General features: G+C 62.0%; 25 protein-coding genes and 1 pseudogene. 10 read left to right on the top strand and 16 right to left on the bottom strand.

The window, feature by feature from the left end; genetic code table 11:
* The first annotated feature begins 41 nt into the window (after positions 1-41).
* Positions 42-3,767: a TonB-dependent receptor gene (locus ASF04_RS19120; protein WP_056145242.1), complete on the top strand. Its 3,726-nt coding sequence runs from the start codon at positions 42-44 to the stop codon at positions 3,765-3,767.
* 89 nt (positions 3,768-3,856) lie between these two features.
* Here ASF04_RS19120 and ldcA read toward each other — a convergent pair whose 3' ends face one another.
* From ldcA to queE, 4 genes are all read right to left on the bottom strand, one after another.
* Positions 3,857-4,777, bottom strand: a complete 921-nt coding sequence (gene ldcA, locus ASF04_RS19115; protein ID WP_082488865.1) for a muramoyltetrapeptide carboxypeptidase — start codon at positions 4,775-4,777, stop codon at positions 3,857-3,859.
* A 111-nt stretch (positions 4,778-4,888) separates the two neighbouring features.
* On the bottom strand, positions 4,889-5,389 hold the full coding sequence (gene tadA / locus ASF04_RS19110) for a tRNA adenosine(34) deaminase TadA (protein ID WP_056145239.1): 501 nt from the start codon (positions 5,387-5,389) through the stop codon (positions 4,889-4,891).
* A complete protein-coding gene (queD, locus tag ASF04_RS19105; protein ID WP_056145237.1) occupies positions 5,382-5,828 on the bottom strand; it encodes a 6-carboxytetrahydropterin synthase QueD in 447 nt (148 codons plus the stop codon). Before queD ends, tadA begins: the two co-directional genes overlap by 8 nt.
* Positions 5,828-6,463, bottom strand: coding sequence for a 7-carboxy-7-deazaguanine synthase (gene queE, locus ASF04_RS19100; protein ID WP_056145234.1), 636 nt, complete (start codon positions 6,461-6,463; stop codon positions 5,828-5,830). The genes queD and queE overlap by 1 nt, the downstream gene beginning before the upstream one ends.
* 201 nt (positions 6,464-6,664) lie before the next feature.
* Here queE and ASF04_RS19095 point away from each other — a divergent pair, with 201 nt between their 5' ends.
* Both ASF04_RS19095 and ASF04_RS19090 read left to right on the top strand, forming a co-directional pair.
* On the top strand, positions 6,665-7,507 hold the full coding sequence (locus tag ASF04_RS19095; protein WP_056145231.1) for a sensor histidine kinase: 843 nt from the start codon (positions 6,665-6,667) through the stop codon (positions 7,505-7,507).
* 43 nt (positions 7,508-7,550) lie between these two features.
* Positions 7,551-8,558, top strand: coding sequence for a sensor domain-containing diguanylate cyclase (locus ASF04_RS19090; RefSeq protein WP_082488864.1), 1,008 nt, complete (start codon positions 7,551-7,553; stop codon positions 8,556-8,558).
* Between the two features lie 15 nt (positions 8,559-8,573).
* On the opposite strand, the gene ASF04_RS19085 is transcribed toward ASF04_RS19090, so the two are convergent.
* From ASF04_RS19085 to ASF04_RS19075, 3 genes are all read right to left on the bottom strand, one after another.
* Entirely contained in the window at positions 8,574-8,822 is a 249-nt protein-coding gene (locus ASF04_RS19085; RefSeq protein ID WP_056145228.1) for a hypothetical protein, read from the bottom strand.
* Positions 8,822-9,607, bottom strand: coding sequence for a DNA/RNA non-specific endonuclease (locus ASF04_RS19080; protein WP_056145224.1), 786 nt, complete (start codon positions 9,605-9,607; stop codon positions 8,822-8,824). The genes ASF04_RS19085 and ASF04_RS19080 overlap by 1 nt, the downstream gene beginning before the upstream one ends.
* Positions 9,608-9,686: 79 nt before the next feature.
* Positions 9,687-9,929 (bottom strand): hypothetical protein, encoded by a 243-nt coding sequence (locus ASF04_RS19075; RefSeq protein ID WP_229205120.1) that lies wholly within the window; start codon positions 9,927-9,929, stop codon positions 9,687-9,689.
* Between the two features lie 132 nt (positions 9,930-10,061).
* Between ASF04_RS19075 and ASF04_RS19070 the strand changes: the two genes are divergently transcribed.
* Both ASF04_RS19070 and ASF04_RS19065 read left to right on the top strand, forming a co-directional pair.
* Complete coding sequence (locus ASF04_RS19070) at positions 10,062-12,050, top strand: diguanylate cyclase domain-containing protein (protein ID WP_229205119.1); 1,989 nt, start codon at positions 10,062-10,064, stop codon at positions 12,048-12,050.
* Positions 12,051-12,120: 70 nt separating this feature from the next.
* Positions 12,121-13,425, top strand: a complete 1,305-nt coding sequence (locus ASF04_RS19065) for an NCS2 family permease (protein WP_056145218.1) — start codon at positions 12,121-12,123, stop codon at positions 13,423-13,425.
* Between the two features lie 214 nt (positions 13,426-13,639).
* Here the strand turns inward: ASF04_RS19065 and ASF04_RS27945 are convergent, their stop codons facing one another.
* The 4 genes and pseudogenes from ASF04_RS27945 to ASF04_RS27605 all read right to left on the bottom strand — a co-directional run bounded on the left by ASF04_RS27945 (position 13,640) and on the right by ASF04_RS27605 (position 17,198).
* On the bottom strand, positions 13,640-14,386 hold the full coding sequence (locus ASF04_RS27945; RefSeq protein WP_200931117.1) for a hypothetical protein: 747 nt from the start codon (positions 14,384-14,386) through the stop codon (positions 13,640-13,642).
* Between the two features lie 164 nt (positions 14,387-14,550).
* Positions 14,551-14,946 carry a DUF4288 domain-containing protein gene (locus tag ASF04_RS26950; protein WP_082488863.1) on the bottom strand — a complete coding sequence of 132 codons (396 nt, stop codon included), beginning with the start codon at positions 14,944-14,946 and terminating at the stop codon, positions 14,551-14,553.
* A gap of 1,164 nt (positions 14,947-16,110) precedes the next feature.
* Positions 16,111-16,410 (bottom strand): annotated as a pseudogene (locus ASF04_RS19050) (transposase); the annotation flags it as partial.
* Between the two features lie 341 nt (positions 16,411-16,751).
* Positions 16,752-17,198, bottom strand: coding sequence for a hypothetical protein (locus tag ASF04_RS27605; RefSeq protein ID WP_156368706.1), 447 nt, complete (start codon positions 17,196-17,198; stop codon positions 16,752-16,754).
* 268 nt (positions 17,199-17,466) lie between these two features.
* Between ASF04_RS27605 and ASF04_RS19040 the strand changes: the two genes are divergently transcribed.
* Positions 17,467-18,438 (top strand): hypothetical protein, encoded by a 972-nt coding sequence (locus ASF04_RS19040; RefSeq protein WP_056145201.1) that lies wholly within the window; start codon positions 17,467-17,469, stop codon positions 18,436-18,438.
* 39 nt (positions 18,439-18,477) lie between these two features.
* Here ASF04_RS19040 and ASF04_RS19035 read toward each other — a convergent pair whose 3' ends face one another.
* Positions 18,478-18,783 (bottom strand): hypothetical protein, encoded by a 306-nt coding sequence (locus ASF04_RS19035; RefSeq protein WP_056145198.1) that lies wholly within the window; start codon positions 18,781-18,783, stop codon positions 18,478-18,480.
* Positions 18,784-18,905: 122 nt separating this feature from the next.
* Here ASF04_RS19035 and ASF04_RS19030 point away from each other — a divergent pair, with 122 nt between their 5' ends.
* The gene (locus tag ASF04_RS19030) at positions 18,906-19,364 is read left to right on the top strand and encodes an Lrp/AsnC family transcriptional regulator (RefSeq protein ID WP_056145196.1); all 459 of its coding nucleotides are present in this window, start codon (positions 18,906-18,908) and stop codon (positions 19,362-19,364) included.
* An 87-nt stretch (positions 19,365-19,451) separates the two neighbouring features.
* Positions 19,452-20,522 (top strand): diguanylate cyclase, encoded by a 1,071-nt coding sequence (locus ASF04_RS19025; RefSeq protein ID WP_056145192.1) that lies wholly within the window; start codon positions 19,452-19,454, stop codon positions 20,520-20,522.
* On the opposite strand, the gene ASF04_RS19020 is transcribed toward ASF04_RS19025, so the two are convergent.
* Positions 20,512-20,937 carry a DUF4124 domain-containing protein gene (locus ASF04_RS19020; protein WP_162241459.1) on the bottom strand — a complete coding sequence of 142 codons (426 nt, stop codon included), beginning with the start codon at positions 20,935-20,937 and terminating at the stop codon, positions 20,512-20,514. The genes ASF04_RS19025 and ASF04_RS19020 overlap by 11 nt on opposite strands.
* A 172-nt stretch (positions 20,938-21,109) precedes the next feature.
* On the opposite strand from ASF04_RS19020, the gene ASF04_RS19015 reads away from it, so the two are divergent.
* Positions 21,110-21,859, top strand: coding sequence for a YdiY family protein (locus ASF04_RS19015; protein ID WP_056145188.1), 750 nt, complete (start codon positions 21,110-21,112; stop codon positions 21,857-21,859).
* Between the two features lie 13 nt (positions 21,860-21,872).
* Positions 21,873-23,081, top strand: coding sequence for a formate-dependent phosphoribosylglycinamide formyltransferase (gene purT, locus ASF04_RS19010; RefSeq protein WP_056145185.1), 1,209 nt, complete (start codon positions 21,873-21,875; stop codon positions 23,079-23,081).
* Between the two features lie 65 nt (positions 23,082-23,146).
* Here the strand turns inward: purT and ASF04_RS19005 are convergent, their stop codons facing one another.
* Genes ASF04_RS19005 through ASF04_RS18995 form a run of 3 tightly spaced genes read right to left on the bottom strand, consistent with a single transcriptional unit; the run spans position 23,147 to position 26,597 of the window.
* Positions 23,147-23,944 carry a LytTR family DNA-binding domain-containing protein gene (locus tag ASF04_RS19005; RefSeq protein WP_082488861.1) on the bottom strand — a complete coding sequence of 266 codons (798 nt, stop codon included), beginning with the start codon at positions 23,942-23,944 and terminating at the stop codon, positions 23,147-23,149.
* Between the two features lie 32 nt (positions 23,945-23,976).
* Positions 23,977-25,116 carry a sensor histidine kinase gene (locus ASF04_RS19000; protein ID WP_056145182.1) on the bottom strand — a complete coding sequence of 380 codons (1,140 nt, stop codon included), beginning with the start codon at positions 25,114-25,116 and terminating at the stop codon, positions 23,977-23,979.
* Positions 25,113-26,597 (bottom strand): carotenoid oxygenase family protein, encoded by a 1,485-nt coding sequence (locus tag ASF04_RS18995; RefSeq protein ID WP_056145179.1) that lies wholly within the window; start codon positions 26,595-26,597, stop codon positions 25,113-25,115. The genes ASF04_RS19000 and ASF04_RS18995 overlap by 4 nt, the downstream gene beginning before the upstream one ends.
* Positions 26,598-26,603: the final 6 nt, after the last annotated feature.

Genomic DNA, 26,603 nt, shown 5'->3' with positions numbered 1-26,603 from the left:
GCAACTTAAAACAGGCCACAAGGCCACTCAGGGAGATACACATGACGACCACCGATTACGGCACCCGCCGTAAGCCGCTCAGCTACGCCATTTCCATCGCACTCGCGTCCTTCGTTGCCAGCGGTTACGCGGCTGCGCAAGAGACCGCGCCTGCGCAAGGCACCGAAGCCGCCGCCTCCACTGCCGCCGACGGCGAGATCAAAAAAGTGGTCGTGCAAGGCACGCGCGCTTCGCAGCAGTCGAGCATCGAGCGCAAGAAAAATGCCGCCACCGCGATGGACTCCATCGTCGCGGAAGACGTGGGCTCGTTTCCCGACCGTAACATCGGCGAGGCGATTTCGCGCATCTCCGGCGTGGCGCTCGATCGCGGCGATTTCGGTGAAGGCGTCAGCGTGGCGATTCGCGGCAACTCGGCCGACCTCACCCGCGTCGAGATCGACGGCCAGGGCGTGCAATCGGCCGGCGGCACCGACATGAACGGCGGCGGCAGCGGCCGTGGCACCGAGTTCCGCTCGCTGTCCGCCGACCTGATCAAGAGCGTTGACGTGGTCAAGGGCTCCACTGCCGACATGACCGAAGGCTCGCTCGGTGGCGGCATCATCATCAAGACCCGCACCAGCCTGGAATTCGACAAGCCGTTCGTCTCGCTGCGCGTAGCCGGTACACAAAGCTCGATCAACGAAAAATGGACCCCTGACGCCAACCTGATCGCCACCAAGAGATTCTTCGACAACCGCTTCGGTGTGATGGTCAACGCCAGCACCTCGCGCGTGGTCAACGAGTCGCACTCGTCGCAGGTGGCGACATCGGCTGATCAAGGCTATGCGCGCGCGATCGACTTCGACAACTCGCCGAACAAGACCTTCAGTTACCAGCCGGGCACGCTGTCGCGTACCGATGTGTCCGTCAACCAGCCGCTGCTGCAATCGACCCTGACCGCTGGCGGATTCTTCAACGCCGCCACGCCGATGGAAATCCTGACCAAGTCGGCCGCGGCCCAGACCAAGGCCGAATGCTACGCAGCATTCCCGAACCTGACCACGGCACAGCGCAACTCCCTGACCGGCGGCGCCAACCTCACCAACGCCATTAATGCGCGCAGCAACGAGCTGATCTCGTGCCTGAACCAGTGGAACGACTACTCGCCGTCGCTGGTACGCTTCATTCAAAAGCGCCAGGAAGACACGCGCAAGAACATCGACCTGCGTTTCGACTTCAAGGTCGACAACAACCTCAGCGTGTACGGCAAGGTCAACTACTCCAAGCGCGAGGTGGACGACACCTTCATGACGTACGGCCTGGGCGGCCTGAACGTCAATCCCGGCGTCACCAACAGCCCGACCTACAACGGCCTGGCATTTACCGATACGGTCACCAACGGCAATGGCGTGCGCCGGCCGGTGGCAGGTTCCGGTTACTATCTGTACAACAACCCCAGCTATGTCAGCGGCGCCTACCCGTACCAGGGCGCGGTAGCCAACGTCGATCCAAGTTCGGTGGTGGTCGATGCCAATCACCACGTCACGCAAATGCGTATCAGCGACGCCAACGTCAATACCGACCAGATCTTCAATGCGATGGAGACCTCCACCCGCTACCTGCAGGCAGGCGGTACTTATCGCAATGGCGGGTTCGCCGCCGAATTCTTCGTGGGCGACTCCAAGTCCGACTGGCGCCGCGGCGACAAGCGCACCAACTGGAGCTACAACTACGGCCCGGCCGTCATGAAGGTGTTGCCGAATGGCTTGTGGACCTATGAGGCGGTACCTGGCAGCACGTTCAATCAGGCCGATCCGACCATTTACGCCGGTGTGCGCCCCGCCACCGTTGGCACCGCTGCAGTGCCGGCCGGTCCCAATGTGCCGGTGGCGATTCCCGCCTACACGGCCAACCAGATCCCGCTGACCACGCAGTCGCCGCAAATCACCTATTCACCCAGAATAGCGGAAACCGCAGAGAAAACCGCCAAGGCCGACTTCAGCTATGCACTAGGCGCAGCAATCCCGGTCTTCAGCCGTATCAAGGCTGGCTTCAACCTGCGCGACACGTCGGGCAGCAGCTGGGGCGCCGGCGGCAACACGGTGCAAAGCCAGGTAGGCGAGTTCGGCAAGCCAGGGTATGTGCCGGCCGTGATCATCCCGAGCGCCAACGTGCGCAGCTTCTTCACCGGCTGTACCGATACCCCGGGTTCGCTGGGCGCAGGTGGCAGGCCATGCCAGAGCGGTTACGTGGCAAACACCAATCCGGCTGCCGCCAACTCCGGCACCACCTATATGTCCCAGCAGCAGTTCCTGGACATCATCTCGCAGTCGATGAAGGCGCCGAACTCGACTTTCTTCAATGGCATGCCTGACCGTCCTGCCGGCATCATCAATGGCTGGAACCAGATCGACGTGGAAAAAGTGTTCCAACTGGTGGGCTCGCCTAACGTCAACTTCGACTGCGTCAAGGAGTGCACGGCCAACGACGGCAAGGTATATGCCCAGCCAGTCAACAAATTCAAGGAAAAAGTCACCTCGGGCTACCTGATGACCGATTTCAACATCAGCGAAATCCCGTTCACCAACTGGACACTGCCGTTCGGCATGGAGCTTGACGGGAACTTCGGTTACCGTATGGTCCGTACCAAGATCACGGCCACCGGCAACATGGGCTTCACGTCGATCTATATCGTGCCGGGCGTGTACAATCCGTTGCGTCCGAACGATGCAGGCGGCACCATCACGGCCACCACCCGCAAGCCCACCACGTTCCACGCCAAGACCACCGATTACCTGCCGGTGCTGAACCTATCGATGTGGCTGGTGCCGGACCAGGTGGTACTCCGGTATAACCGCGCCAAGACCGTGGCCCGTCCGCCCGTCAATGCGCTGATTCCGGTCGGTGATTGCACTTACGACCAGCGCCGTACCGGACTGGACGGCAACACCGAACTGAACCAGACCTGCGGCAGCGTCATCGGCAACCCGGCCCTGCGCGCGCAAACCAACAAGAACCAGAATCTGGCTCTGGAATGGTATCCGAACAGCGACACCAACCTGTCGATCGCCGGCTTCCGCCAGGTCGGCATCGTGGGCGCCAACACCGTGGTCGGCCGCAGCGATGTGCGCATCTTCGACGGCACCGGCATCGTCGATCCGCAAACCGGCCAGCCGGTGGACAATATCGATTTCGACTACCGCACTTACGAAAACGGCCCGAACATCATTCGCAAGGGTGTGGAAGTGGGCGGCAAGACAGCCTTCACCTTCCTGCCGTGGATGCTGCGCTACACCGGCTTCGACTTCAACTACACCAAGCTGAAATCGTCGAACACCACGGCGCGCATTGTCGATCTGCTGACCGGCGAGGAATTGCCGCCGATGGGCGAGTCCAAGTACACGTACAACGCCGCCCTGTGGTACGACGACGGCAAGTTCTCGGCACGGATCGCCCTGCAGGCGGTGGGCCAGAAATTCACCTGTATTGCTGCCTGCGGCAAGAACACGGTGAACAACTACCCGAACGAAGGCGGCGGCCGCACCACCTTCGCGCCGTACAACCCGGGTTCGCCGAACTTCAAGGACGCCACCCGATACGTGGACGCCAAGATCTCGTACCGCATCAACAAGAACCTCGAGATCTTTGCCGAAGGCCGCAACCTGAACCTCTCGTCGACCACCAACAGCCAGGCCCACTACGCAGCGTTTGCGGATGGCACGCCAAGCATCCTCGACACCGCATATGCCGGCCGTCGCATCATGGTCGGTCTGAATTTACGTAACTAATTCACGTGCAACTCCAGGGAGGGTGGCAACACCCTCCATGTCTTTTGGCCCGGCCGCGCAAGCGTCCCGGGCTGTTTTTTTTGGGGGTGTTACAAGGTGGGATAGTCGCCGATGGTCAGGGTGAAGCCGCGCGCGCTCGAGGCCAGCCGCGCCATGCCGCCGAACGGCAAGGTGGTGTGGCGCCGCACATGGCCCAGCGGCAGGCCGGTGAGCACCGGCAGCGGCAGCGTGGCGCGCACGTAGGCGAGCATGGCCTCGAAGTCGTAACCGTTCTCGTACGCGCCCAGTTTATAGGCGGTGAATTCGCCCAGCACCACGGCACGCTGGCGTTCCAGTACGCCCGCCTGCTGCAACTGCAACAGCATGCGCTCCACCCGGTACGGGTGCTCGCCCACGTCTTCCAGGAACAGGATGCCGTCGTCGATGGTCGGAAAATACGGCGTGCCCAGCAGGCTGACCAGCATTGCCAGGTTGCCGCCCCACAGCCGCCCTTCTACTTTGATCTCGGGATTGTCGGACGCGCCATCGGCCACCGCGCCCAGCACCCGGTGCTGCGGACCACGCAGGCAATTGAAAAACTCGGTGACGGTGTAGTCGTCCGGCTCGGCCGGTGCGAAATCGGCGCAGATCATCGGGCCGGCAAAGCTGATGTGGCCGGTCGCCTGCATCAGGGCCATCTGCAAGGCAGTAAAATCGCTGTAGCCGACGAACAGCTTGCCGCTATCGGCCAACAGCTGGTAATCGATGTGCGGCAGCAGCCGGGTCATGCCATAGGAGCCGCGCAGGGCCATCACCACCTTCACCGCCGGGTCGGCGGCGGCGGCGTGCAGCTGTGCCACGCGCGCTTCGTCGGTGCCGCCGAAGCGCTGGTGGCGGGCGCCGTGATCGTAATAGTTATGAACGATAAAGCCCTGCTGCTGCAGGCGGACGATGCCGGTGTTGAGGGCGTCGGCGTCGGGCGCGAAGCCGCTTGGCGCGACAATGGCGATGCCTGTCGGTGGTTGGTTCAAGATGCCTCGGATAGTCATGGAAGGTGGCGGCTGGCCGCCGGCGCGGGGCGCGGCTGGCGGGGCAGGACCCGCCGCCATCTTACCGCGCAGCCGCAGGCCGGGCAAGCGACCTCATTGAGCCGCTTCCAGCGCAGCGCGGCGGGCGGCGGCAACCTGCGCGCGGCGGGCGGCAAAGAAGCGCTTGAGCAGATCGGCGCAGGCATCGGCCAGCACGCCGCCGGTCACCTGCGCGTGGTGATTCAGCTGCTCCTGCTCGAACAGGTTGACCACCGAGCCGCAGGCGCCGGTCTTGGGGTCGGGCGCACCATAAACAATTTTCGCCACGCGCGCATGCATCATGGCGCCCGAGCACATCACGCACGGTTCGAGCGTGACATACAGCTCGCAGCCGGGCAGGCGGTAATTGCCCAGCACTTCGGCAGCGGCGCGCAAGGCGACGATCTCGGCGTGGGCCGTGGGGTCGTGCTTGCCGATCGGCTGGTTGTAGCCGGTAGCGATCACCACGCCATCCTTGACAACGACCGCGCCCACCGGCACCTCGCCCAGATCCCATGCGTGCTGGGCCTGCTCGAGCGCCAGCTTCATGAAATCGTCATGCAGGGACTCAGGCATCGGTGATCTCGGCCCAGCAGTTCGGGGTTTCGTGCAGCACCAGCTTGTGCAGGCGCAGGCCGGTACCGAAACGGTCGGTAAACGCCGCCTTGAGGATGCCGAATGCCACGTGGGCGAGGTTTTCCACGGTAGGAATGCGGTCGATCACGACGGTCTTGTGGTCGGGCAGGCTGGCCAGGAATTCACGGACCGCCGTGTCCTTCTCGTAGACGATGAAGGCGTGGTCCCACACATCGACCAGGTGCTGCTTGGCCAGCGTCTTGACGTCGGAAAAGTCCATGATCATGCCGTTATCGGAATTGCCTTCGGCGGTGATGATTTCGCCAGTGAGCGTGATTTCCAGCGTGTAGCGGTGGCCGTGCAGGTTGCGGCACTGACTTTTATGGTCGGGAATACGGTGGCCGGCGTCGAACTCCAGCTTGCGGGTAATGGTCAGCATTATGGTATCTGTAAAAGTTTATGGGTTTGCAAGCTCAGCTTCCATTTCGGATGGCGCTTGCAGGTTTCGATTGCCAGCGTGGTGTTGAAGGCGGCCAGCGGGCCGTCCATCGCCTGCACGTAGAAATGCTCGAAATCGAGGTGTTCGTAGGCGGCCAGGTCCTGGTTGGTTTGCGGAATCACGACTTTCAATTCGCTGCCCCTGGTCACCACCAGGGTGGAGCCCATCTTGGGGCTGACGCAAATCCAGTCCACGCCTTCGGGCACTGGCAAGGTGCCGTTGGTCTCGATGGCAATCGTAAAACCCTGGGCATGCATGGCGGCAATCAGCGGCGCGTCGAGTTGCAGCAACGGTTCGCCGCCGGTAAATACCACGTATTTGCTGGCGGGATAGCTTTCGGGCCACAGCGCGTTGATGGTGGCGGCCAGCTCCTCGGGCGACTTGAACTTGCCGCCGCCTTCGCCGTCGGTGCCGACGAAGTCGGTATCGCAGAACTGGCAGATGGCGCTGGCGCGGTCGCTCTCGCGGCCGGTCCACAGGTTACACCCGGAAAAGCGGCAGAACACGGCCGGCCGGCCGGCATGCGCGCCCTCGCCCTGCAAGGTATAGAAAATCTCTTTGATGCTGTAAGTCACGATAGTTCCTGAATGGACAACCCTCGATTATATCGCACGCGTCTGCCGCTGTCCTGATCCGTCGCTTTTTCATGCATTGCAGCATGAATTGACATAGCACAAAGATGCAAATAGGCAAGCAATGTATTTTCGTTGAATCGAGTCCTGCTTTTTTGCAACCAATTTGTCATTGGGAATAATATTCACAGGGAGATACCGGGCATGGAAACCGCTGCAATACTGAATGAAATCGACCTCATCGTGGCGGGCATGTGCCTGCTGGCAGGATTGACCCTGTTCCTGTACTGGCGCCAGCGCCACCAGCATATTGCACTGCACCGACTGCAGGCGCGGCTGGAGCGCGAACGCGCCACCCGCGAACAGGCCGAACAGGCCCTGGCCGATACCCGGCGCCAGGTGTGCCACCTGAGCGCCAGCCAGCAATCGCTGCGCGACGCCGAGCGGCGCCGCATCGCCCGCGACCTGCACGACGACCTCGGCCAGCACCTGCTCACCCTGGGCATGGAACTGCGCGCGCTGGGCGCTAGCCAGCCGGCGCTCGTAGAAATAGTGGACCGGATCGACGGCCATGTCCAGAACACCGTGCGCGCCATGCGCTGCGTGGTGCGTGACTTGCAGCCCGAAGCGCTGGAAAACGGCCTCGAGGCAGCAGTCAACGGTCAACTGGCGCAGTTTTCGCGCCTCTCCGGCATTCCGTGCCAGCTCGACGTCCAGCCCGAGGTATTCGACAACCGCGATGCCGGCGTTGAAAAAATGATCTACCGCATCCTGCAAGAGTCGCTCAGCAATATCGCCCGCCACGCCCACGCCACCCAGGTCTCGGTGGCCATCGCCCGCGCCGCCAACCGCCTCGACCTGACCGTGCAGGACAACGGCGTGGGCATGCCGGCGTCGCCCCTGCCAGCCTGCCGAACCGGCGTCCGGGTGGGCTTGCGCGGCATCGCCGAGCGCGTTGCCGAGGCGGGCGGACGGTTCGATGTGGCCAGCACGCCCGGCCAGGGCACGGCGCTGACCATGTCGTTCCCGCTCACCACCATCCATTGAGTCGTTAATCAGGTAACCCATCCGCCGACCAGCAAAGGACGTCATGAACAGTACGCACAAGGTTTCGCACATGATGTTGCACACCACGGAATTGTCCCATGCAAACCAGCAGCACGGCTTTGCGCTCAATATGTTGCAATCGCTGGTGATACCGACCTTCGTCATCGATATCGACGGCAAGGTGATCATCTGGAACGCCGCCTGCGAACGCCTGACCGGCGTGCAGGCCTGGGAAGTGCTGGGCACAGACAATCACTGGCAAGCGTTTTACGAAGACCAGCGTCCCACCCTGGCCGACCTGGTGATCGAAGGCAGCCGCCGGCTGGCGACAGGCCCAGGCCAGCCGGCGCGCTCCGGCGATGCCGACGCCAGCCTGGGCTCGCAAAACTGGTGCGACATGCCGCGCGTGGGACGGCGCCGGTTCCTGGCGGCCGACGCCAGCCCGATACTCGACGCCAACGGCAAGTTGCTGGCGGTGGTGGAAACCCTGCGCGATGTCACCGACGAAAAGCGCGCCCAGGTGGCGCTGGAACAGCTGGCCACCCGCGACGGCCTGACCGGCCTGGCCAACCGCCGCTGCTTCGACGATACCCTGCAGGCCGAGTGGCAGCGCGCGCTGCGCCAGCAGCAGCCATTGTCGTTGCTGATGGTCGATGTGGATAATTTCAAGCAGTACAACGATGCCTACGGCCACCTCGGTGGCGACGAGTGTCTGCAGCGCATTGCCGCCGCCGTCGCCAACGAGATGCGCACCAACGACCTGGTGGCGCGCTACGGCGGTGAAGAATTCGCGGTGATCCTGCCCAACCAGTCGCTCAAAGGCGCTGCGATCGTGGCCGAACGGATCCGCTGCCGGGTCGAGCAGCTGCACCTGCCCAACCTGGGCAGCCAGCCGCACGTGGTGACGGTGAGCATCGGCGCCGCCACCGCCCTGCCCTCGCACGACACCGATCCCAGCCAGCTGGTGGCAACCGCCGATTCGGCGCTGTACCGCGCCAAGCACATGGGCCGCAACCGCATCAGCCTGCCCAACAGCGAATTGCTGGCTTGAGCCTTTAGAACAGCCTCAGGCGAACGGGTTGTCCACCGTTTCCACGGCGGGAGGCGGCAACTGCTTCGGCAAGTCCTGCTGCGCTTCCAGATGTTCGACCACCGCGCCCAGCAGGCGGTGCAAGTCGCGGGCGTCGGCCAAGCCGGCCTGGTCGGCGGTGAGATCGATGTCGCCGCTGACGGTGATGCGGTCGAGCCGGTTTTCGATGGTCAGGCGGCCGATGGTCAGCACGTCTGCTTCATTGGCATAGGGTTTGAATGGCATTATTTACTCCGTTCCTTGCGTTGACGCACATTGGGCAGGCGCAGCATCACTTGTTTTTCGCGCGCCGACAACGACGGTAGCAGATCGATGCCGATCCGGCTTTCCAGTTGCGCCACGGTCAGGGTCTCGTACGTGGCGCCAGCCTTGTTCTCGACAAAATAAGCACCGCCGGCGCGCTGTCGCGGGCTGTATACGAGCTTGTACAAATGCGTGGGCACCAGCACCTTGCCGACTTTTTGCAGGTTGCTGCCGATGAAGGCCGGACCGGTCAGCACGTACAAGTCGCCTTCTTTCCTGGCCATGCCGCGCACTACGCCTTCGATGCCGGCCCACAGGTTGCGGTTGATGTCGCCATCTTGCGGCACCATATTGGCCAGGGTAAAACTTTCGCGCTGGGTGCTGCGGTCGGGCATGTCGGCATTGGGCGCCATGTGGCCGCGATCGTAGCCGCTGCGCGCATAGTCGTCCAGCTCGGCGCGGGCATTGGCCGGCAACCGTTTTTCAGCATGGAAAGAGTTCTCGCGCGACAAGTCCTTGGCGGCCTCGAGATTGTCCACCTTCAAATGCTCGGCCGACCACAGCGGCGTGCGCGTGATGCCGGAATGCATGACGCCAAACACGCCGTAGCAAAGTTCGGTGGTGGCTGCTTCCATCTTGCGATTGAGAATTTCAGGGGGGCGGCCATCGACGTAATGGGTCGGGCACTGGCTGGCGGCTGCCAGGCCGGCGGCCAGCAGGCCACCGGCAACGAACACGGCGGCGGCCGAACGCTGGATCAAATTCATTGAGTAAGACAAGAAATATTGTGAGGCGGGATACTAGCAAAAAAATGGCCGGTTCCCCAAGGGGCCGGCCATTTTTTTGTCACGACGCTTTGGCACGTCGCACCGTATTTCGTCTGCGATAACCGGTGCCGGTGCGACCGCCTTGCGGCTCTTTGGTCTCGCCGGCGTCGGCGCGCTGCTGGTTGACGATGCGGGCGGCGACTTCTTCCTCGTGGCCCGGGTAGCGGCCCTCCTGCTTGAATTTCTGTTCCAGCTCCTTGAATTCGCGCTCGCGCTTGGGGTTGGCGCCTCTGGGCATGTCGTACTCCTTAAACATTCGCATGGCCTATCCTAATGAATGCTGAGCGCGGAAGTCGCACGACTGCCGACACTATTGCCACACTACACCAGCGCTTGCTGGTGTAACTCTGTCTCCTATGCAATACTAGATTCAGCCCCCCTCGAAAAGCGCACCATGGACGTTGCCGTCATCCTTCCACGGAGTCTCAAGTTCCGCATGACCCTGGTCGTGATTTTGCTGGTGCTGGTCGCCACCATGATCGTGACGTGGGTGGCGCTGGTGCTGGCGGAGCGCGACATGAAAGCCATCATCGGCAACCAGCAATTTGCATTGCTGTCATCATCGGCGGCACAGATCGACGCGCAATTGAACGCCAAAAAGCTGCTGCTGGCCAGCCTGGCCGAAGATTTGCCGCTGGCTGCCACCGCCAGCGCGGCAGACATGCTCGAGTTCGTCAATCGCCACCCGATCGCGCGGCGCGAGTTTCGCAACCTGGTCATTTATAACCGGCAGGGCGACCTGCTGCACACCCAGGGCCACGGCGTGGCCACGCTCGACACCAGCGCCTCGCTGCGCGCTTACCTGGGCAAGGTGCTAGCAGACGGCAAGGCCATCGTCTCGCCGCCCTACAAGAGCGTGATGACCGGCGCACCGGCGGTGGTGATCATGCAACCGGTGACCGACGCCGAAGGCCGCCCGACCATGATGCTGGGCGGCAGCCTCGACCTGGCCGACTCCAACATGCTGGAACAGGTGGCCGGGCAACGATCGGGACAGACAGGCTATTCTTTCATCATCACCACCCGCGGCGTGCTGGTCCAGCACCCGGACCGCGCGCTGCTGCTCGAAGATGTGACCAAGCGCGCCCACCCCAACCTCGGCACGCAACGGGCACTGGAAGGGTTCGAAGGCTGGACCGAGGCGACTGGAAAAGATGGCACGAGCAGTATCTATTCCTATAAGCGCTTGCGCAGCGCGGACTGGATCGTCGGCGCCCGCTACCCGGTCGATGAGGCGTTCGCACCGATGATCGCCATGCGCCACCAGGGCATGCTGGCAGCGGCCGTATTTGCGGGCGTGGCCGGTGTGATGGCCTGGCTGGCGATCCGGGCGATGTTGCGCCCGCTGAGCTTGCTGCGCCAGCACGTTGGCGAGATCCGCAACGGCAGCGCCGACATCGGCGTGTTGCAACCGTGCCGCCCCGACGAGATCGGCGAACTGGCCGGCGCGTTCCACGAGCTGATGGCCGAGCGCGAAGCGGCGCAAAAGGCGGTGCGCGACAGCGAAGCGCTAATCAGCAGCATCCTCGAGCGGGCGCCGGACGCGTTTGTCAGCTGCGCGGCAGACGGCGCCATCACCAACTGGAACGAGGCGGCCGAGCGCACGTTCGGCTGGCGCCGTGCCGAAGCGCTGGGCCGCGATATCGCCGAACTGATCGTGCCGCCGGCCATGCGCGGCGCGCACCAGGCCGGCATGCGCGCGTTTGGCGAGGGCCACATGGGACGCCTGATCGACGCACGGGTGCGCATCAGCGCCCTGCACCGCGACGGCCACGAAGTGCCGGTCGAACTGTCGGTCGGCTCGATCCGCCATGGTGGCGCCTACTATGCCACGGCGTTTTTGCACGACATTACCGAGCGGGTGGCGTTCGAAGAGCGGCTGACCCAGCTGGCCCGCATCGATCCGCTGACGGGCATTGCCAACCGCCTGTACTTCGAGGAAGTGCTGCAACAGGCCGTGGTGCGGGCGCGCCGCAACCGCATGCCGCTCGCGCTCGCCTATCTCGATATTGACCGTTTTAAATCCATCAACGACAGCCTGGGCCACGCGGCCGGCGACGCCGTGCTGTGCGAATTCGCCACCCGCCTGGGCGCCAACGTGCGTGCGGCCGATACGGTGGCGCGCATTGCCGGCGACGAATTCGTGATCATCTTCGAGCAGGTGGACCAGGCCGACGAAGCGGCGCGGATGGCGCAAAAGATCGTCGCCGCGATCCGGGTGCCATTCAACCTGAACGGCGCGCCCTTGCTGGTTACTACCAGCATCGGCATCGCACTGCTCGACGGCGACGACCTGGCCCCGGCCGCGCTGGTGGCGCGCGCCGACGCCGCGCTGTACCAGGCCAAGCGCAAGGGCCGCGACGGTTACGCGCTGGCCCCATGAAAAAAAAGATAGCCCATCCGTGCTATTGTTCGCCCTTGCAAAAAAACCGCCGCTACCGCAGGAGCCCCCCGTGTCCTCTCATCAGTCCCAGATTTCCCGATTTTTCCAGCTCCCCGAGCATGGCAGCAATGTGCGCACCGAGGTGGTGGCCGGCATTACCACCTTCCTGACGATGGCCTACATTATCTTCGTCAACCCCACCATCCTCGGCGACGCCGGCATGCCGCGCGACGCGGTGTTCGTGGCCACCTGCGTCGCTGCCGCCATCGGCAGCCTGATCATGGGCCTGTACGCCAACTACCCGATCGGCATGGCGCCCGGCATGGGCCTGAACGCCTATTTCGCCTACGCCGTGGTGCTGGGCATGGGCGTGCCGTGGCAATCGGCACTGGGCGCGGTCTTCATTTCCGGCTGCCTGTTCTTCCTGGTGAGCATTTTTAAAGTGCGCGAGCACATCGTCAACGGCATCCCGCACTCGTTGCGGGTTGCCATCACCGTGGGCCTTGGACTATTCCTGGCGCTGATCGCCATGAAAAGCTCGGGCCTGGTGGTCGGCAACCCCGCGACCCTGGTCACGGTAGGCGACATGCACAATCCGCACACCATCATGGCCGTGTTCGGCTTCCTGCTGATCGTCACGCTCGATCGCCTGAAAGTGCCGGGTGCTTTGCTGATCGGCATCGTCGCCGTCACCGTGCTCAGCTTTTTCTTCGGCGGCAATACCTTCAACGGCTTCATGTCGCTGCCGCCGTCGATCGCACCAACCTTCTTCCACCTCGACCTGTCCGGCGCCCTGTCGATCGGCCTGTTCAACGTCGTGCTGGTGTTCTTCCTGGTGGAATTGTTCGACGCCACCGGCACCCTGATGGGCGTGGCCAGCCGCGCCGGCCTGCTGGTCGGCGGCAAGATGGCGCGCCTGAACAAGGCGCTGATGGCCGACAGCGGCGCCATCCTCGCCGGCTCCATGCTGGGCACGTCCAGCACCACCGCCTACCTGGAGAGCGCCGCCGGCGTGCAGGCCGGTGGCCGCACGGGCCTGACCGCCGTGGTGGTCGCGGCACTGTTCCTGGCCGCGCTGTTCTTCGCACCGATCGCCGGCGTGGTGCCCGCCTACGCCACCGCGCCCGCGCTGCTGTTTGTCGCGTGCCTGATGCTGCGCGACCTGGTGGAAGTCGACTGGACCGAGACCACCGAAAGCGTGCCGGCCGCCATCACCGCGCTGGTGATTCCGTTTACCTATTCAATCGCGCACGGCATCGCCTTCGGCTTCATCACCTACGCCGGCCTCAAACTGCTGACCGGCCAGGCGCGCCAGGTCAAGCCGGTGGTGTGGATTATCGCCGTGGTATTCCTGGCCAAGTACAGTTACACCTGATATTGCTGTGGATGAGCGATAAGGTTTGACACCAGCGCTGGTAAGAAACCGATTTTTTAAATAGTCCGTGAACACATTCATATTTTCCACAAACGGTCTCCAAACCGCAGGAGTTACGCTAATTGATGTAGTAAAGTCTGGGTAATTTACAGGGTTAGCGAAATATTGCGAATGACCGTTGTCGCCCCGAAGCGGACCTAGCGCAACGTCGCTGTCAGAATTGTGGATTCTCGCCCCTTGCTCGAAGCACTTTACGCTCCGCCTCGAGTGCCACTTCAATTTGTCCGTCGCTTCCATCCCACACAAGCTCTACCGCCTCCGTTAGCCACGAGCTTTGCACCTGCTTGATCCAGACTTTAGTGCCTGGACTATTTTGCTTTGCACGCAAGATGCGCTTGCCCTCACTCCAGATGGAACAGCTTTTGCCGTTGACGCGTAGCTCGAGGCTGTGGTGTCGCCTGTCGTCGAAAAATTCGAGAAAGTCGTCTAAGTCGATCTCTGCTGAAACAGCATAGGCATTTGCGTGATAGCGCTCATACACGCTTGTTGGCAAAGCGCGCGCCGCCACGACGACTTCACGCGGCATTTCTTTCCATCTGCCGTTAAGGCCGATACCATCATTAGCGTTACATCCATATTCCTCGATGTAGTTCGATTCGACCTTAAAGATGTCTTGGCCTTCCGGTACGTTACACAGATAAGTTAGGGAAATGCGATGGCAGGCATCCACCGCCTCAGCAAGGCCATAATGCACACGTCGATAATTTTTACCATTTTTGTAGGGCTTTCCTGCACGCAGTTTGCTGACGTTCCGCGGGTAATGCTGAGTGGGGCGCTTACTACCACCGTTGGCTTTACCGATATAGCGACCGACTAATTTTCCTTGTAAATCGCGGATTTCCCACATGTAGATCAGTGGAGCGCCGACATCAACATCAGAATCGAGCACGCTATAGTGCATATTTATTCTTTCCTTTGCTTGTCAGGAAGTGCACAAAGTCCGCTCTTGCCGCGCTCGGCCGCGTGCGTCAGCATAGCGGCTTGCCCGGCTGCAAAACCCGAAAATTCCCACAGACGACCGATGACGCCCCATAACCGACCTTCGACTATGCTCGGTAACTTCAACTAATTCGTAGGCCGTGCTAAATTCTGCCGAGCTTCCTCTTTACTGATGGCACGACGGCGGATAGTCTTGAGTGCTCGTTTGTACTCTCCCCAAGCCACTTCAGAACCATCTCCGAGTTCCTCGTAGATTGGCAACAAATCGACGATTCCTTCGAATACCCACTGCACGTCTACGCCAGCTGGACCACCCTTATACGGTGAGGTGTTCTCAAGGCCGAACGTGACCGCTTTGTCATAAGCCTCATCAATACCAGATGCTTTCACTAAAATCGTGTTTTCCCAAATAAGGAATCGACGTTCGGGATCATTATTTGCTGTGTGCGCCAATTCGATGAATCTCAGCTGATAAGTTGCCAAATACCATCCAACTGGAGAGATATCGCTATCGTTACTCATAGGCTCTGCATTGTTGAGGTCTAGCAATAGGCGCCGATCCAAAAACTACAATAAAACGCATATTGCGCAACGGCGGGGAACGTCGCCTTCTGGCCGTTCGCGGCCCAAACTTAACCCGAAAAGATTTGTTCTTTAAAAACCGTGAACTTGGTCTCTCCAGCTACCGACTCTATGGACCAAGGCTTCTCAGTGCTCACCCGTACCAGGCTTCGTCCCAGTTCATCAACCCATTCCTCTTCAATGACGCAGCGGATGTGTCCCAGGTGGGGGTAATGGCTCCCGGACATTTGTTCTCCAGTTCTTATGACGGGTTCTTTTTCGACGAATTCATGTAGTATGCCGTCAGCATCGGTAAGCACGCATCCTACCCACATCGGAAAGTGGTCGTCAACAACGCGCTCTATCTGCACTTCCAAACTAAGCATTGGTCATATCCACGTTTATAAACCCTATTATGTTCAGTGTCCGCTCCTGGCCGCTAGCAGTCTGCGGTAGTAAGGCTATTTATGGCAATGACTTCGCATAGTGCCACTGGTTTTGCCCCTTCTACGAATGCCCCCTTGGTCCCTATTGATACTCGTTCCCGGTGATACGACTCGTTGTTCAGATTTACGATATACATCATTGCTCGCCCAGTCTGAGGTACTTCTCCGTCCGGAAGTACACTACCGTCAGAAGAAAGAAACTCTGGCCAAATCATCCAAATTCCATCCGCAGAAGGGTCGTCCCCGTCATACAAAAAATCCCACCGAGTGTGCTGATGCAGCGGAGCTTTTCGCCCACCTGCGTCAGCTGTAAAGAACCGATAAAAAACTTCAAAAGAAGGCTTTCTTCCAGACCGTACAGAATACGATATCATCACAATCACTCAGCAAATGAAATTTGAACGGCGGCTTCTGGCCGCTTGCCGCCTATCGCTGCATTTCACATTTTGACCCCTGATAGTTCCAGCGGCCGCCACTGTCCAGGCATCCGTCAATCGCAATCTCACGCCAAGCCCATACCGAAACAGCAGCAACACCCAGGAGCGCTCCAACCAAAAGAAGATAACGACTTCGTTTCTTACTCGGTTTTCCCATTCCGTCTGCTTGTGGCCGTTCTCGACCGGTCGTGCCAGCATAGCATGTTGCTGCTGAGAAAACATCATGATCTGCCCCGATACGCTGCTGTGAGGGCCTTTGCGGCCGTCCTGCGCGGCTCGAGAAATCCGGGAAAATAGCTGCCTGTACGGGGCTTTGGAATCTTTAAGTCGACCTTACCGGCCCGGATTTCGTAGCCACGGTCCCGATAACCGTTGCGGCTGTTGATACATTCGTCGCTGCGCTCGCCGTAAGCTGCCTGGCAAAGCGCCTCGACGTCCATTTCCATGAGTCGCTGCAGAGCGTGCTACAACGTCTGGCGGATGAAATCTGCATCTGCCCCCTTTTCGGCAAGCTCAGATAATGCGATAGTGGTGTCGGTCATTGCGATTCCTAAAGTGGTTTTGTTAAGGTCTTCGTAAACCCAACATTACCTCAAGAATCACAATGATCACCTTCTCGCAACCTTCCTAAACGCCATCTCTGGCCAAGTCTTCATACACCACGTCGTGGGACACCATCCATCCATGAACCGAATCCGGAAGTGTAGCTGTGGGAACCGTTCATAATTAGGTAGTTCCGCTTTACATCTGCTGGTAGCTTGATGCCATGGCGTCGTTCCACTTGTTCAAATAAGGCCTGGTCTGCGGGTGCTTCAGGATGCTCGTTTTCGGACGCAAGTTGATGGAGGATGTCAGGCCCGAAGCGACCAAAGCGATCTTCGCTTCAGTAACTTGCTGAGGGAGCTGACCGGCTCTCCCGGGCGGGATCATGCGTCCGGCAATAGCCGGCGTGATGCACGATACCAGCGGCCTGACCGTCCGCGTTAATGGTCACGGTCAGGGTGAACTGATCACCCCAGTGGTGCTTGTAGTAGTGAATCCGGGGCCAAGGTTGAGGTGCGAAGTCGAGCGTGATTCGTGCTGCCGAGATTTCTTCTAGTCGGATATTCGAGAGGTCTGCCAACTTTGCAAGAAGGCGGCGATAGCGCACCAATACGATTCCGAACTCGGACGACGGGGGTTGAATGGTTGACGTCAGAAGGTCGAATATTACCGTGGACTCACCATTCTGCTCTGCCAGCGAGCGCAGTTGGCCAATTGACCAGTAGCCATCCAATTCGTTGTTCCGGCTAGCAAACGAGCCGCACAAACCGCTGGCGATATTCGTCAAGCGCGCCCCTCTTGGCATACATCGGTCCTTTTCAATTAATCTGGGGCGCTACGCTGAGCTGCGACCGCACGTTATTGGCCGACAGGATATCAGCTTGCCTACCGAAAAAACTCACTAATTATCACCCACGCCTTCGCCAACAACAGCGATCCCGACAGCATTCCGTACCGGTGCATGCGGCTTTCGATTCATATTAATTTAACAAACCTGCGCCAAGTGTTATACCTTGGTATAACGGTAAATCAGTAATCATCGGATAAAGGCGCGTATGAAAAGCGAAGCGAATGAAGTCGCCGCCAGGTTCTTGGTTGCAGCCCAGAATGTGGGCGGGATGCCAGCGGATGAGAGGGGCCCGGTTCCGCAGGATATAGTTCGCCTTGCAAGGGAGATTAGCAACGCCGCCCGTGAAGTCTGCAGTTCGCGTTTCAAGCCTTGGGCCTGCGCAATCTCTGCGCTCGCGCTGTCCAGCGTCCTAATGGCTGCCCATGCAGCATTACCTGTGGACCAGGCATCGTCGACTCCTGGCGAAGTCGAAGTCGTCAACATCACCGGTACCAGAGATCCGGCCATGCGCACCTATCGCAGCGTGTCACGCGGCCTCGACGCTTTTGACGAACACCGGCACCTGGCGCCCAACGCAGCGCTACGTTTCCGCTTCGCTCACAACGCAACAGTGCTCAAGCCGGGTACCGTGGCCAATAAACTGGAGGCCGGCCCAGCAGCCAGTGATGTCGATGGGCTATCGCTCCGCTTGGCCAGCGACGATGGATCGGTTCCGAGAACCATCGACGCCGACGGCCGATTCGATATTCCACGCAGCCAGGCCGCTTATGACGCCGACGCCACCTTTGTCTTAAATAAAAAGAGCGGGCTGTTCACGTACTATCCTGACATTCGCTCGCCCGGTCTTCCGCAGAATGTGCGTCGCCTCGGAGACCTGTGGCTTGAGTGTTTCGTGTGGCAAGCTATTGCGCGGGAAGAGATATCGTTGGTGACAAAATTAATGCTCACAGCACTGTTCCGGTCGAGCGACTTTTGCGCCAAAAGAGATTTCCGTCTGGGTATGCCTGCCTATGGCCAACTGGCCAGGGTGACGATATGGAACGGTGCGGCACTTGGCGAGTTCTCCTTCGACGGCACGACGTACTCGGTTCCGATTGGTCCGGGCGCTTTCAGCGACGATGCCTTGATCACGCTGGAATACGTTTCTCAGGGAAATTCTCCCTCGACGGCTCCATAAAAAACTGAAGATCCCATCTTCGACAATGGCGGCCATTCTTCAGCGCATCTCGGCAACGCAGGCTGGTGTCGAACGTTGCTGGTAATGGTCTGATTTATTCGCCGACAATTCCCGGATCGGCAGCACGCCGACCAGGTTGTGCAGGCGCATCCGGCACAAGGTCAGCGGTTCGGGATCTTGGCCGGCCAGCCGCAACAACACTTCCACGCCACCGGGCGTAGAAGTGGTGCGCAATGCCCGCAGTTCGAGGTCGAGTCGGCGCACGATGGCCAATACCTGCTCCAGGGTGGCGATGGGAGCGTCCGGCTCCAGGCAAAAGCGATAGCTGGTCTGATGAGGTTTCATGCCTCCAGAATACTGCCCGGCGGCGGGAATAGGCTCCCTGATTTCCTGCGATCTCCGCAATTTCAAAGAAACATTACCCATCTTCGGTACAATACCTGGAATAATCTTCTTTTGATATCAAAATGGAAATCGACGAAATCGATCGCCGCATCTTGCGTGAACTGCGCCGTGACGGGCGCCTGTCCAACACCAGGCTGGCCGAGCTGGTCGGCCTGTCCACCACGCCGTGCTGGAACCGCGTGCGCGCGCTCGAACAAGCCGGACTGATCGAGGGTTACACGGCGCTGCTCAGCCAGACAGGCCTGGGCTATCCGGATACGGTCATCATCGAAGTCACGCTCGACCGCCACGACGACGACATCTTCGACAAATTCGGCCAGGCGCTGGCGGACTTGCCGGAGGTGATGGAAGCCTACCTGCTGACCGGCGACTACGACTACCTGATCAAGGTGGCGGTGGCCGGCACCGCCGGCTACGAGGAATTCTTGCGCCGCAAACTCTACAAGCTGCCAGGACTTAAGCACAGCCGCTCCACCTTCGTGCTGCGCTGCCTGAAAAAGACCCATTCTGTGGAACCCTGAAAACCACACTGTCTTCGGCGCCACACTCGGAGAGCTTGTTATTCGTTTGCCAAAAAACATATACTAGTGCAATAACATTTGGCAATCATGCGTAAACTTCTGGCTTATTCCTATTCCATCAGCGATCCCCGACATCGCCAACAGTTTTTTGAAGAAGTCCATCACATCGTGGCGCTGACCCAGGCGTTCGGCTTGCTGGCATGGCTGGTCACGGTGACACTGGTGCTCGATACCTACGGCAGCGCCCGCGCGCCCGTATTGTGGGGCTTGCCCGTGATGGTGATCACGCTGGCGATGAGCTTGCGCGCCCGGGCGCTGACCCCGCTCCTCATCAGCGGCGCGCTGGGCGCACTGGCGACGGCCTGGGCCTATCGCGGCTTCCTCAACTACAGCGACCATCCCGGGCTGTGGGTATTACCGCTAGGTATAACCATTTCGCTGGCGGCGGCGCCCGTATTTTGCAGCCTGCTCAACTACCTGGCCACGGCCTGCGGTTGCTGGCTGATCCTGGCGCTCGGCCACTTTCCAGCGCAGCCGGGCCATGTCAACTTCTACCTGGGGCTGGTGGCGGTGATCGGCACGCTGTGCATCGGCGCGTACCTGAACGTTTATTTCCTGACCCTGCGGGTGAATAACTACCGGGTACGCGAGGAGTTGACGACGCTGGCCTTCAAGGACAGTGTCACGGGATTGAACAACCGCCGCAAGTTCACTCTCGATGCACGCGCGGCGCAAGCACGCACCGACGCCACACCGCTGCAATTCCTCATGATCGACATCGACGACTTCAAGGTCATCAACGACACCCTGGGCCACGATGCCGGCGACGAAGTACTGCAACGCACGGCCGAGGTCATCGGCAGGCTGTCGGCCGGTCACCTGTGTGGACGCCTGGGCGGTGAAGAATTCGGTGTGGTGCTGGCCGGTAGCGCCGACGCGGCGCGCCAGTTTGCTGCGCTGCTGCTGGCGGAGGTACAGACCGCGTGCCAGCCGCCACGCACGGTCAGCATTGGGATTGCCGAACTATGCAAGAAAAGCGACCTGGCGCTCAGCTACCGCGATGCCGACCAGGCCCTGTATGCCGCCAAGCGCGCGGGCAAGAACCGCTACGCCGAGGCTGCGCCCCGGCTGGCAATCGAACGCACGATCAGCGGGTAGCCACGGTGCGGCTCTGGCGTCGCATGTCGTCGCGCATCAGCATCGTCGTGCGCGCGGTTTGCAGGGTGACGACGTCGGTGCCGGCGGCATTGCGTACCAGCGGACGCGGCAGGTCGGCCCAGCGGCTGCGCGTGAGGCCGGTCGAAATGGAGGCGGACTGGGTCGCAGCAACATCGTCGGTCTGGTGCGCGGACTGCGCGCCGGTGGTGACTATCAGCCCGGCTGCGCCGTTGTCGCTGACGTCGTCGTTGACGGCGCGGCTGTTGCGCCGGCACGGTTCGTCGGTGAGGGTGACGCGGCCTTCGGCATCGACGCAGCGGTTGACCTGGGCCTGGGCGCTGCCGGCAGCTGCGGCCAGCGCGGCGCACAGCAGGATGGCGGCGGTGGCGCCCGTGATCGGATGGTTGGTATTCATGGCCGCCTCCTGGCGTGTTTTGTAGCGATGCGCCATGATCGCGCGCCGCGCGCGTGTAATCTGTACGGAACCACACGCAGGCATGCCTCGGGTACAATAGCACCTCATCCGTAACCCTTTAGCAACGTTGCCTGGCCCGCCCATGGCGCCATGGAACCCGCTCACCATGCCTATGAAATCTTCCCTGCTCGTTACTCCGCTTGCCCTGACCCTGTTATGCGGCAGCGCCGCCGCGATCGATGGCCCGCCGCCGTACGGCTGGAGCACCTCGGCCGAACTGGGCGCCATCTCCACTTCCGGCAACACCGTTGGTACCTCGGTCACTGGCAAGATCGATGCCAAGCAAGAATTGCCCGACTTTAGCAACGAGTACATACTGGCCGGCTATTTCAAGGATGAACAGATCACCAACGAAGACGGCAGCAAGTCGCGCCAGCGCTCGGCGCAGCGCTACTCGGTGTCGGGCAAGACCGCCTACAAGCTGATGGAAGACAACGACCGCCTGTTCGCATTGGCCACCCACGTCAACGATAAATTCGGCGCGTACACCACCTATTCGACCGTCGGCGTCGGTTACGGCACCCGGCTCTACAGCGCGGAAAACCTGACCATCGACGGCGAACTCGGTCCGGGCTACTTCCGCGGCGAACGCTCCACCGGCGAAACGGAAAACGGCATGACGGTGCGCGCCGCCGGCAGCCTGAAGTGGCGCCTGAGCGAATCGGCCCTGTTCAGCCAGCTGGTCACGGTCGAACGCGGCACCTCGAACACCCACTCCACCGCCGAGACTTCGCTGTCCACCAAGATCAACACCACCATGCAGATGAAGGCGGCGTTCAGCGTGCGCAGCGACACCAGCGTCCCGGACGACAAGAAAAACACCGATACCCAGACCTCCGTCACCCTGGTCTACTCGTTCTGATATTTTGGCCACCATGAATACTGCACGCTTTATCGGCACGCCGCTGTCGCCGTCCGCCACCAAGGTCATGTTGCTCGGCTCCGGCGAACTGGGCAAGGAAGTCATCATCGCCCTGCAACGCCTGGGCGTGGAAACCATCGCAGTTGACCGCTACCCCAACGCGCCCGGCCACCAGGTCGCGCACCGCGCCCACGTCATCGACATGACCGACGGCGCCGCGCTGGCGGCATTGATCGAGCAGGAGCAGCCGGACCTGGTGGTGCCCGAGATCGAGGCGATCGCCACCGACACCCTGGCCGCGCTGGAACGCGCCGGCAAGATCACCTGCATCCCCACCGCGCGCGCCGCCCAGCTGACCATGAACCGCGAAGGCATCCGCGTGCTGGCTGCCGAAACCCTGGGCCTGGCCACGTCGCCCTACCGCTTCGCCAGCAGCCTGGCCGAGCTGGAAGCCGCAACCGGGCAGATCGGTTTTCCGTGCGTGATCAAGCCGGTGATGTCGTCGTCGGGCAAGGGCCAGTCGAAAATCGACAGCGCTGCCGAGGTGCAGGCCGCCTGGGACCATGCCGCCGCCGGCAGCCGGGTCGATGCGGGCCGCGTGATCGTCGAAGGCTTCATCGATTTCGATTACGAGATCACGCTGCTGACGGTGCGCTCGATTGGTAGCGACGGCCAAGTCACCACGCAGTTCTGCGAGCCGATCGGCCACGTCCAGGTGCAGGGCGACTACGTGGAATCGTGGCAGCCGTGCCGCATGCATCCGCTGGCCTTGCAGCGCGCGCAGGACATCGCCGCCCAGGTCACCGGCGACCTCGGTGGCCTGGGCCTGTTCGGCGTGGAGCTGTTCGTCCGTGACGACATGGTGTGGTTCTCGGAAGTGAGCCCGCGCCCGCACGACACCGGCATGGTCACCATGGCCACGCAAACGCAAAGCGAATTCGAGATCCACGCCCGCGCCATTCTCGGCCTGCCGGTCGATGTCTCGCTGCGCGCGCCAGGCGCCTCGGCCGTAATCTACGGCCAGCACGAAGCCCCAGGCATCGCTTTCGAAGGCCTGGCAGACGCGCTGCGGGTACCGGGCGCGGACGTGCGCCTGTTCGGCAAGCCGGAATCGTTCGCACGGCGCCGCATGGGCGTGGCGCTGGCCACCGCTGCCGACACCGATACCGCGCGCGAACGCGCCAAGCTGGCCGCGTCCAAGGTGCGGCCCGTCATCGCCTAGAACCTGCCACGTGCGAGGCGCGCAGGCAGCGTCTCGTTCCCTGCCGGGACAGGTTCCCGGTCACATTACATTTGCCGGAACAGGTCTGCGTAATTCCGGCTCACCACCAGTTGCTCGGGGCGGTCCTTCAGCTGCACCATCAACCTGCCCCGAAAATCGTGGCGCGTGCCCGCCACGTGGCGCGCCGCCACGATCACACTGCGATGAATCTGCCAGAACTGCTGGGCATCGAGCTGCTCGCGCAGCTTGCTGATCGGCGTGCGGATCAGGCACTCGCCATCGGCCAGCACCACGCTCGTGTACTTGTCGTTGCTCTGGAAGTACAGCACCTCGTCCACCGCGATCAGGCGGGTTTGTTCGCCTTGCGAAGCGCGTATCCATTGCAGCGGTGCCGCTGCTGGCGCCGGTGTTGAGAGCGCGGCCGGGCCGCCCAACTGCGCCAGCAAGGCCCGCAGCGCGTCCAGCGGCGGCGCCGCTGCAACTGGTGCGGCCAGCGCCGCCTTCAGTTTCCCCGCTGTTTTCGATAACCGTTCCAGCGACGCCGGCTTGAGCAGGTAGTCGAGCGCCGAGTGCTCGAACGCCTGCACCGCGTACTGGTCGTAGGCGGTGACGAACACGATCTGCGGCGGCGCCGGGCCTTCGATCAGCCGCGCCGCCACGTCCAGTCCCGTCAGACCGGGCATGCGGATATCGAGGAACACCACGTCGGGCGCCTCGTCGTCTATCAGGCGCAACGCCTCGAGGCCATTGGCGGCGCGGCCCACCACGCGCAGTTCCGGCCACACGGCGGCCAGTTGCTGTTCCAGGTAATCGCGCAAGTGGGCTTCGTCGTCGGCGATCACCGCGCGCGGAGAATTGTTCATATTGGTAGCGATATGGTTGATGTGATCCTCGTTCAGCGGGACGGCAGCGGCAGGACGATGCGTACCACCACGCCACTCGGCTGGTTTTCCAGCAGTTCGACTCTGGCCTCGGCGCCGTACAGGGTGCGCAGGCGTTCGCGCAGGTTGCCCAGCCCTACCCCGCCGCCCGGCTTGGTCGACTGCGTGCCGGACAGCCCGGCGCCGGTATCGGCAACCGTGAGGCACAGGCGGCCATCGGCAACGGCGGCGCCTATGGCGACCTCGCCGCCGTCGACCTGCGGTTCCAGGCCGTGGGCAATGGCGTTTTCCACCACCGGTTGCAGCAGCATCGGCGCGATGGCGATGGCGCGCAGTTCGTCAGGTACGTCGATGCGATAGCGCAGGCGCGGGCCCATGCGTACGGCCAGCACGTCGAGGTAAGCGGCCAGCAGGCGGGCCTCGTCGCCCAGCGTCGACGATTCACTGCGGCTGGTATCGAGGCTGGCGCGCAGGTAGTCGATAAAGCGCTCAAGCATGTAGCGCGCCTGGTCCGGCCGGGTGCCGATCAGGCTGACCACGTTGGCCAGCGTGTTGTACAGGAAGTGCGGTTCGATCTGCGCCTGCAAGGCGCGCAGGCGTGCTTCGGCCAGCAGGCGCGCGGTGGCTGCCGCCGCCTCCTTCTGGCGCGCCTCGTCCATCGCGGCCTGGATGCGCCGCTCGGCGTTACGCCGCACCATGACCATGAAGCCGGCGATCACCGCCGCGATCAGGGTACATTCGAGCAGCACCACCGGTCGCGCCAGCAAATGCAGCGCCGGGCCGCCGCTGAGCAGCACATTGGCCAGCGCAATCGCCGCCAGCACGCTGGCCACGCTGAACACCACGTGCAGCGCCACCCTGGGCAGTCCGCGCAGGCGCCGTGGCAAATTGTCAAACCAGCGGTTGAGCAGCACCATGCCGCCATGGATGAACAGCCCGCACAGGTTGGCCACCAGCAGCATGTGCAGGAAGTAGCGCACCACCGGTGGGCCGTCGTCGGAAAACGCGGTGCGCGCGGCGGTCAGCACGGCTGCGATCAGGGTGCTGAAGATGGCCGTGTACAGCGCGTTGCGCCAGCGCGAGGCCGGCCAGCGCCGCAAGCCGGGAATCAGCTCGAGCGGGTGGGCGGATACGATGATGTCGGGATTTTTCATGCCGCCAGAAAGTTACCATGAAAACACACCGGAGCGCGATAGACGAGCCGCGCTAACGCCACCGGGCCGTCCTTGACGTTGCGTGCATCGAACACGGTCAGCACGGTCTGGCCGCGCCGCGTATCCTGCGCCACGCCCACCACGTAGCCGTCCGTCTCAGACCTGGCGCCACTGCGCGGCACCAGCACATGCTCCTCGACCTGCCAGCCAGGGCCGAAGCGGTAGCCATCGACCTTGCCGCTGTCGGTATCGACCAGGTTGACGGAATCGAGCGCTTGCGCCGTGCTGCCCGCGCCAACGCCGAGCACCAGCAGCTTGCGGTGGCGGCGCGACACCACCTGCGGCGCCACCCGTGGAAATTCGCTGACGCCGAACAGCCGCGCCTCGCGTGCCTGGCCGCTGGCAAAATCAAGCGTGATCTGCACCGCGCTGCTGCGCTGGGCTTCGTACGGGCGCATGTCGCCGCGCATCGGCAGCGCCGGTTCCGGCACGATATCGCCCGCGTGCAGCACGGCGTCGAGCCGGATGCAGTCGCCGTCATCCCACGCATTCCCAAGATGGAAAACCGAACGCGCCGGCAGCTCGAACACCTGGCGCACGGTGAGCGTGGCCTTGTCCACCACCACCGCACGCAGCGGCCGCTCGCCGCCCTGCCAGCGCAGCCGCTCGGCCAGGCTGCGGCCCGGGGCGTCCAGTGCATACGGCGGCACCAGGAACACCAGGTGGCGCGCGCTGACCACGAAATCGTGCACCATGTTCAGCTGCGGCACCGGCAGCATGGCCGTGCGGATGACGGCGCCGCGCACGTCGAGCCGATAGATGATCAACTGGTCGGCGCCGGGCAGGTTACCGAAGTTCCACAGGCCGCCGTCCGGGTCATGCTTGGGATGGGCGGAAAACGGCATCGCTTTCAGATCCGGGCGCCAGGTCTTGATGCCGCGCGTGGACAGCGTGTCGGGATCGAGCTCGGTGGCCGAACCGCCTTCCCACAGCGCATACACGCCACCGTTGAACGGCAGCAGATTGGTGTTGGCGACGTTGATGGTATCGTTGCTGCGCACCGGGGCGCGGTCGATCCGGGTACCGAAGGCGCTGTAGAGAAAGCGTCCCGCGCGGGTCTCCTGCTCGAATTTCTGGGTGGCGACGAAGCGCCCGCGATGGTGGACCTTGCCATCCGCGATGGTCCAGCACTGGGCAAAGCCATCGCCGTCGAACCAGTGGTGATAGCGTTCGCCCCCCAGTTCGAACCGGCCGGGGCCGTTGCGGTAGAACACCCCTGCCAGGTCTGTCGGCAAGCGTCCGAGCACGGTCGCATCGCCGGCCAGCTCGCCCGCGAAGTCGGCGTACGGAAGCAGGCGGGCGTCGCCGTCGAGGGCAGCATGGAAGCTGCGGTACGTGGCGGTATCGGCCAGCGCGGTGGCGGATACACCGAGGGCGGCGAGGCCGGCGCAGCGGGAGAGAAATTGGCGGCGTGCTGGCATGATGAA

It is taken from the genome of Duganella sp. Leaf61, assembly GCF_001421905.1.
GTDB classification, from domain to species: Bacteria; Pseudomonadota; Gammaproteobacteria; order Burkholderiales; family Burkholderiaceae_D; genus Rugamonas; species Rugamonas zoogloeoides.
Note: the sequence above shows the minus strand (reverse complement) of the source record. Positions and strands in the feature narration are given on the sequence as shown.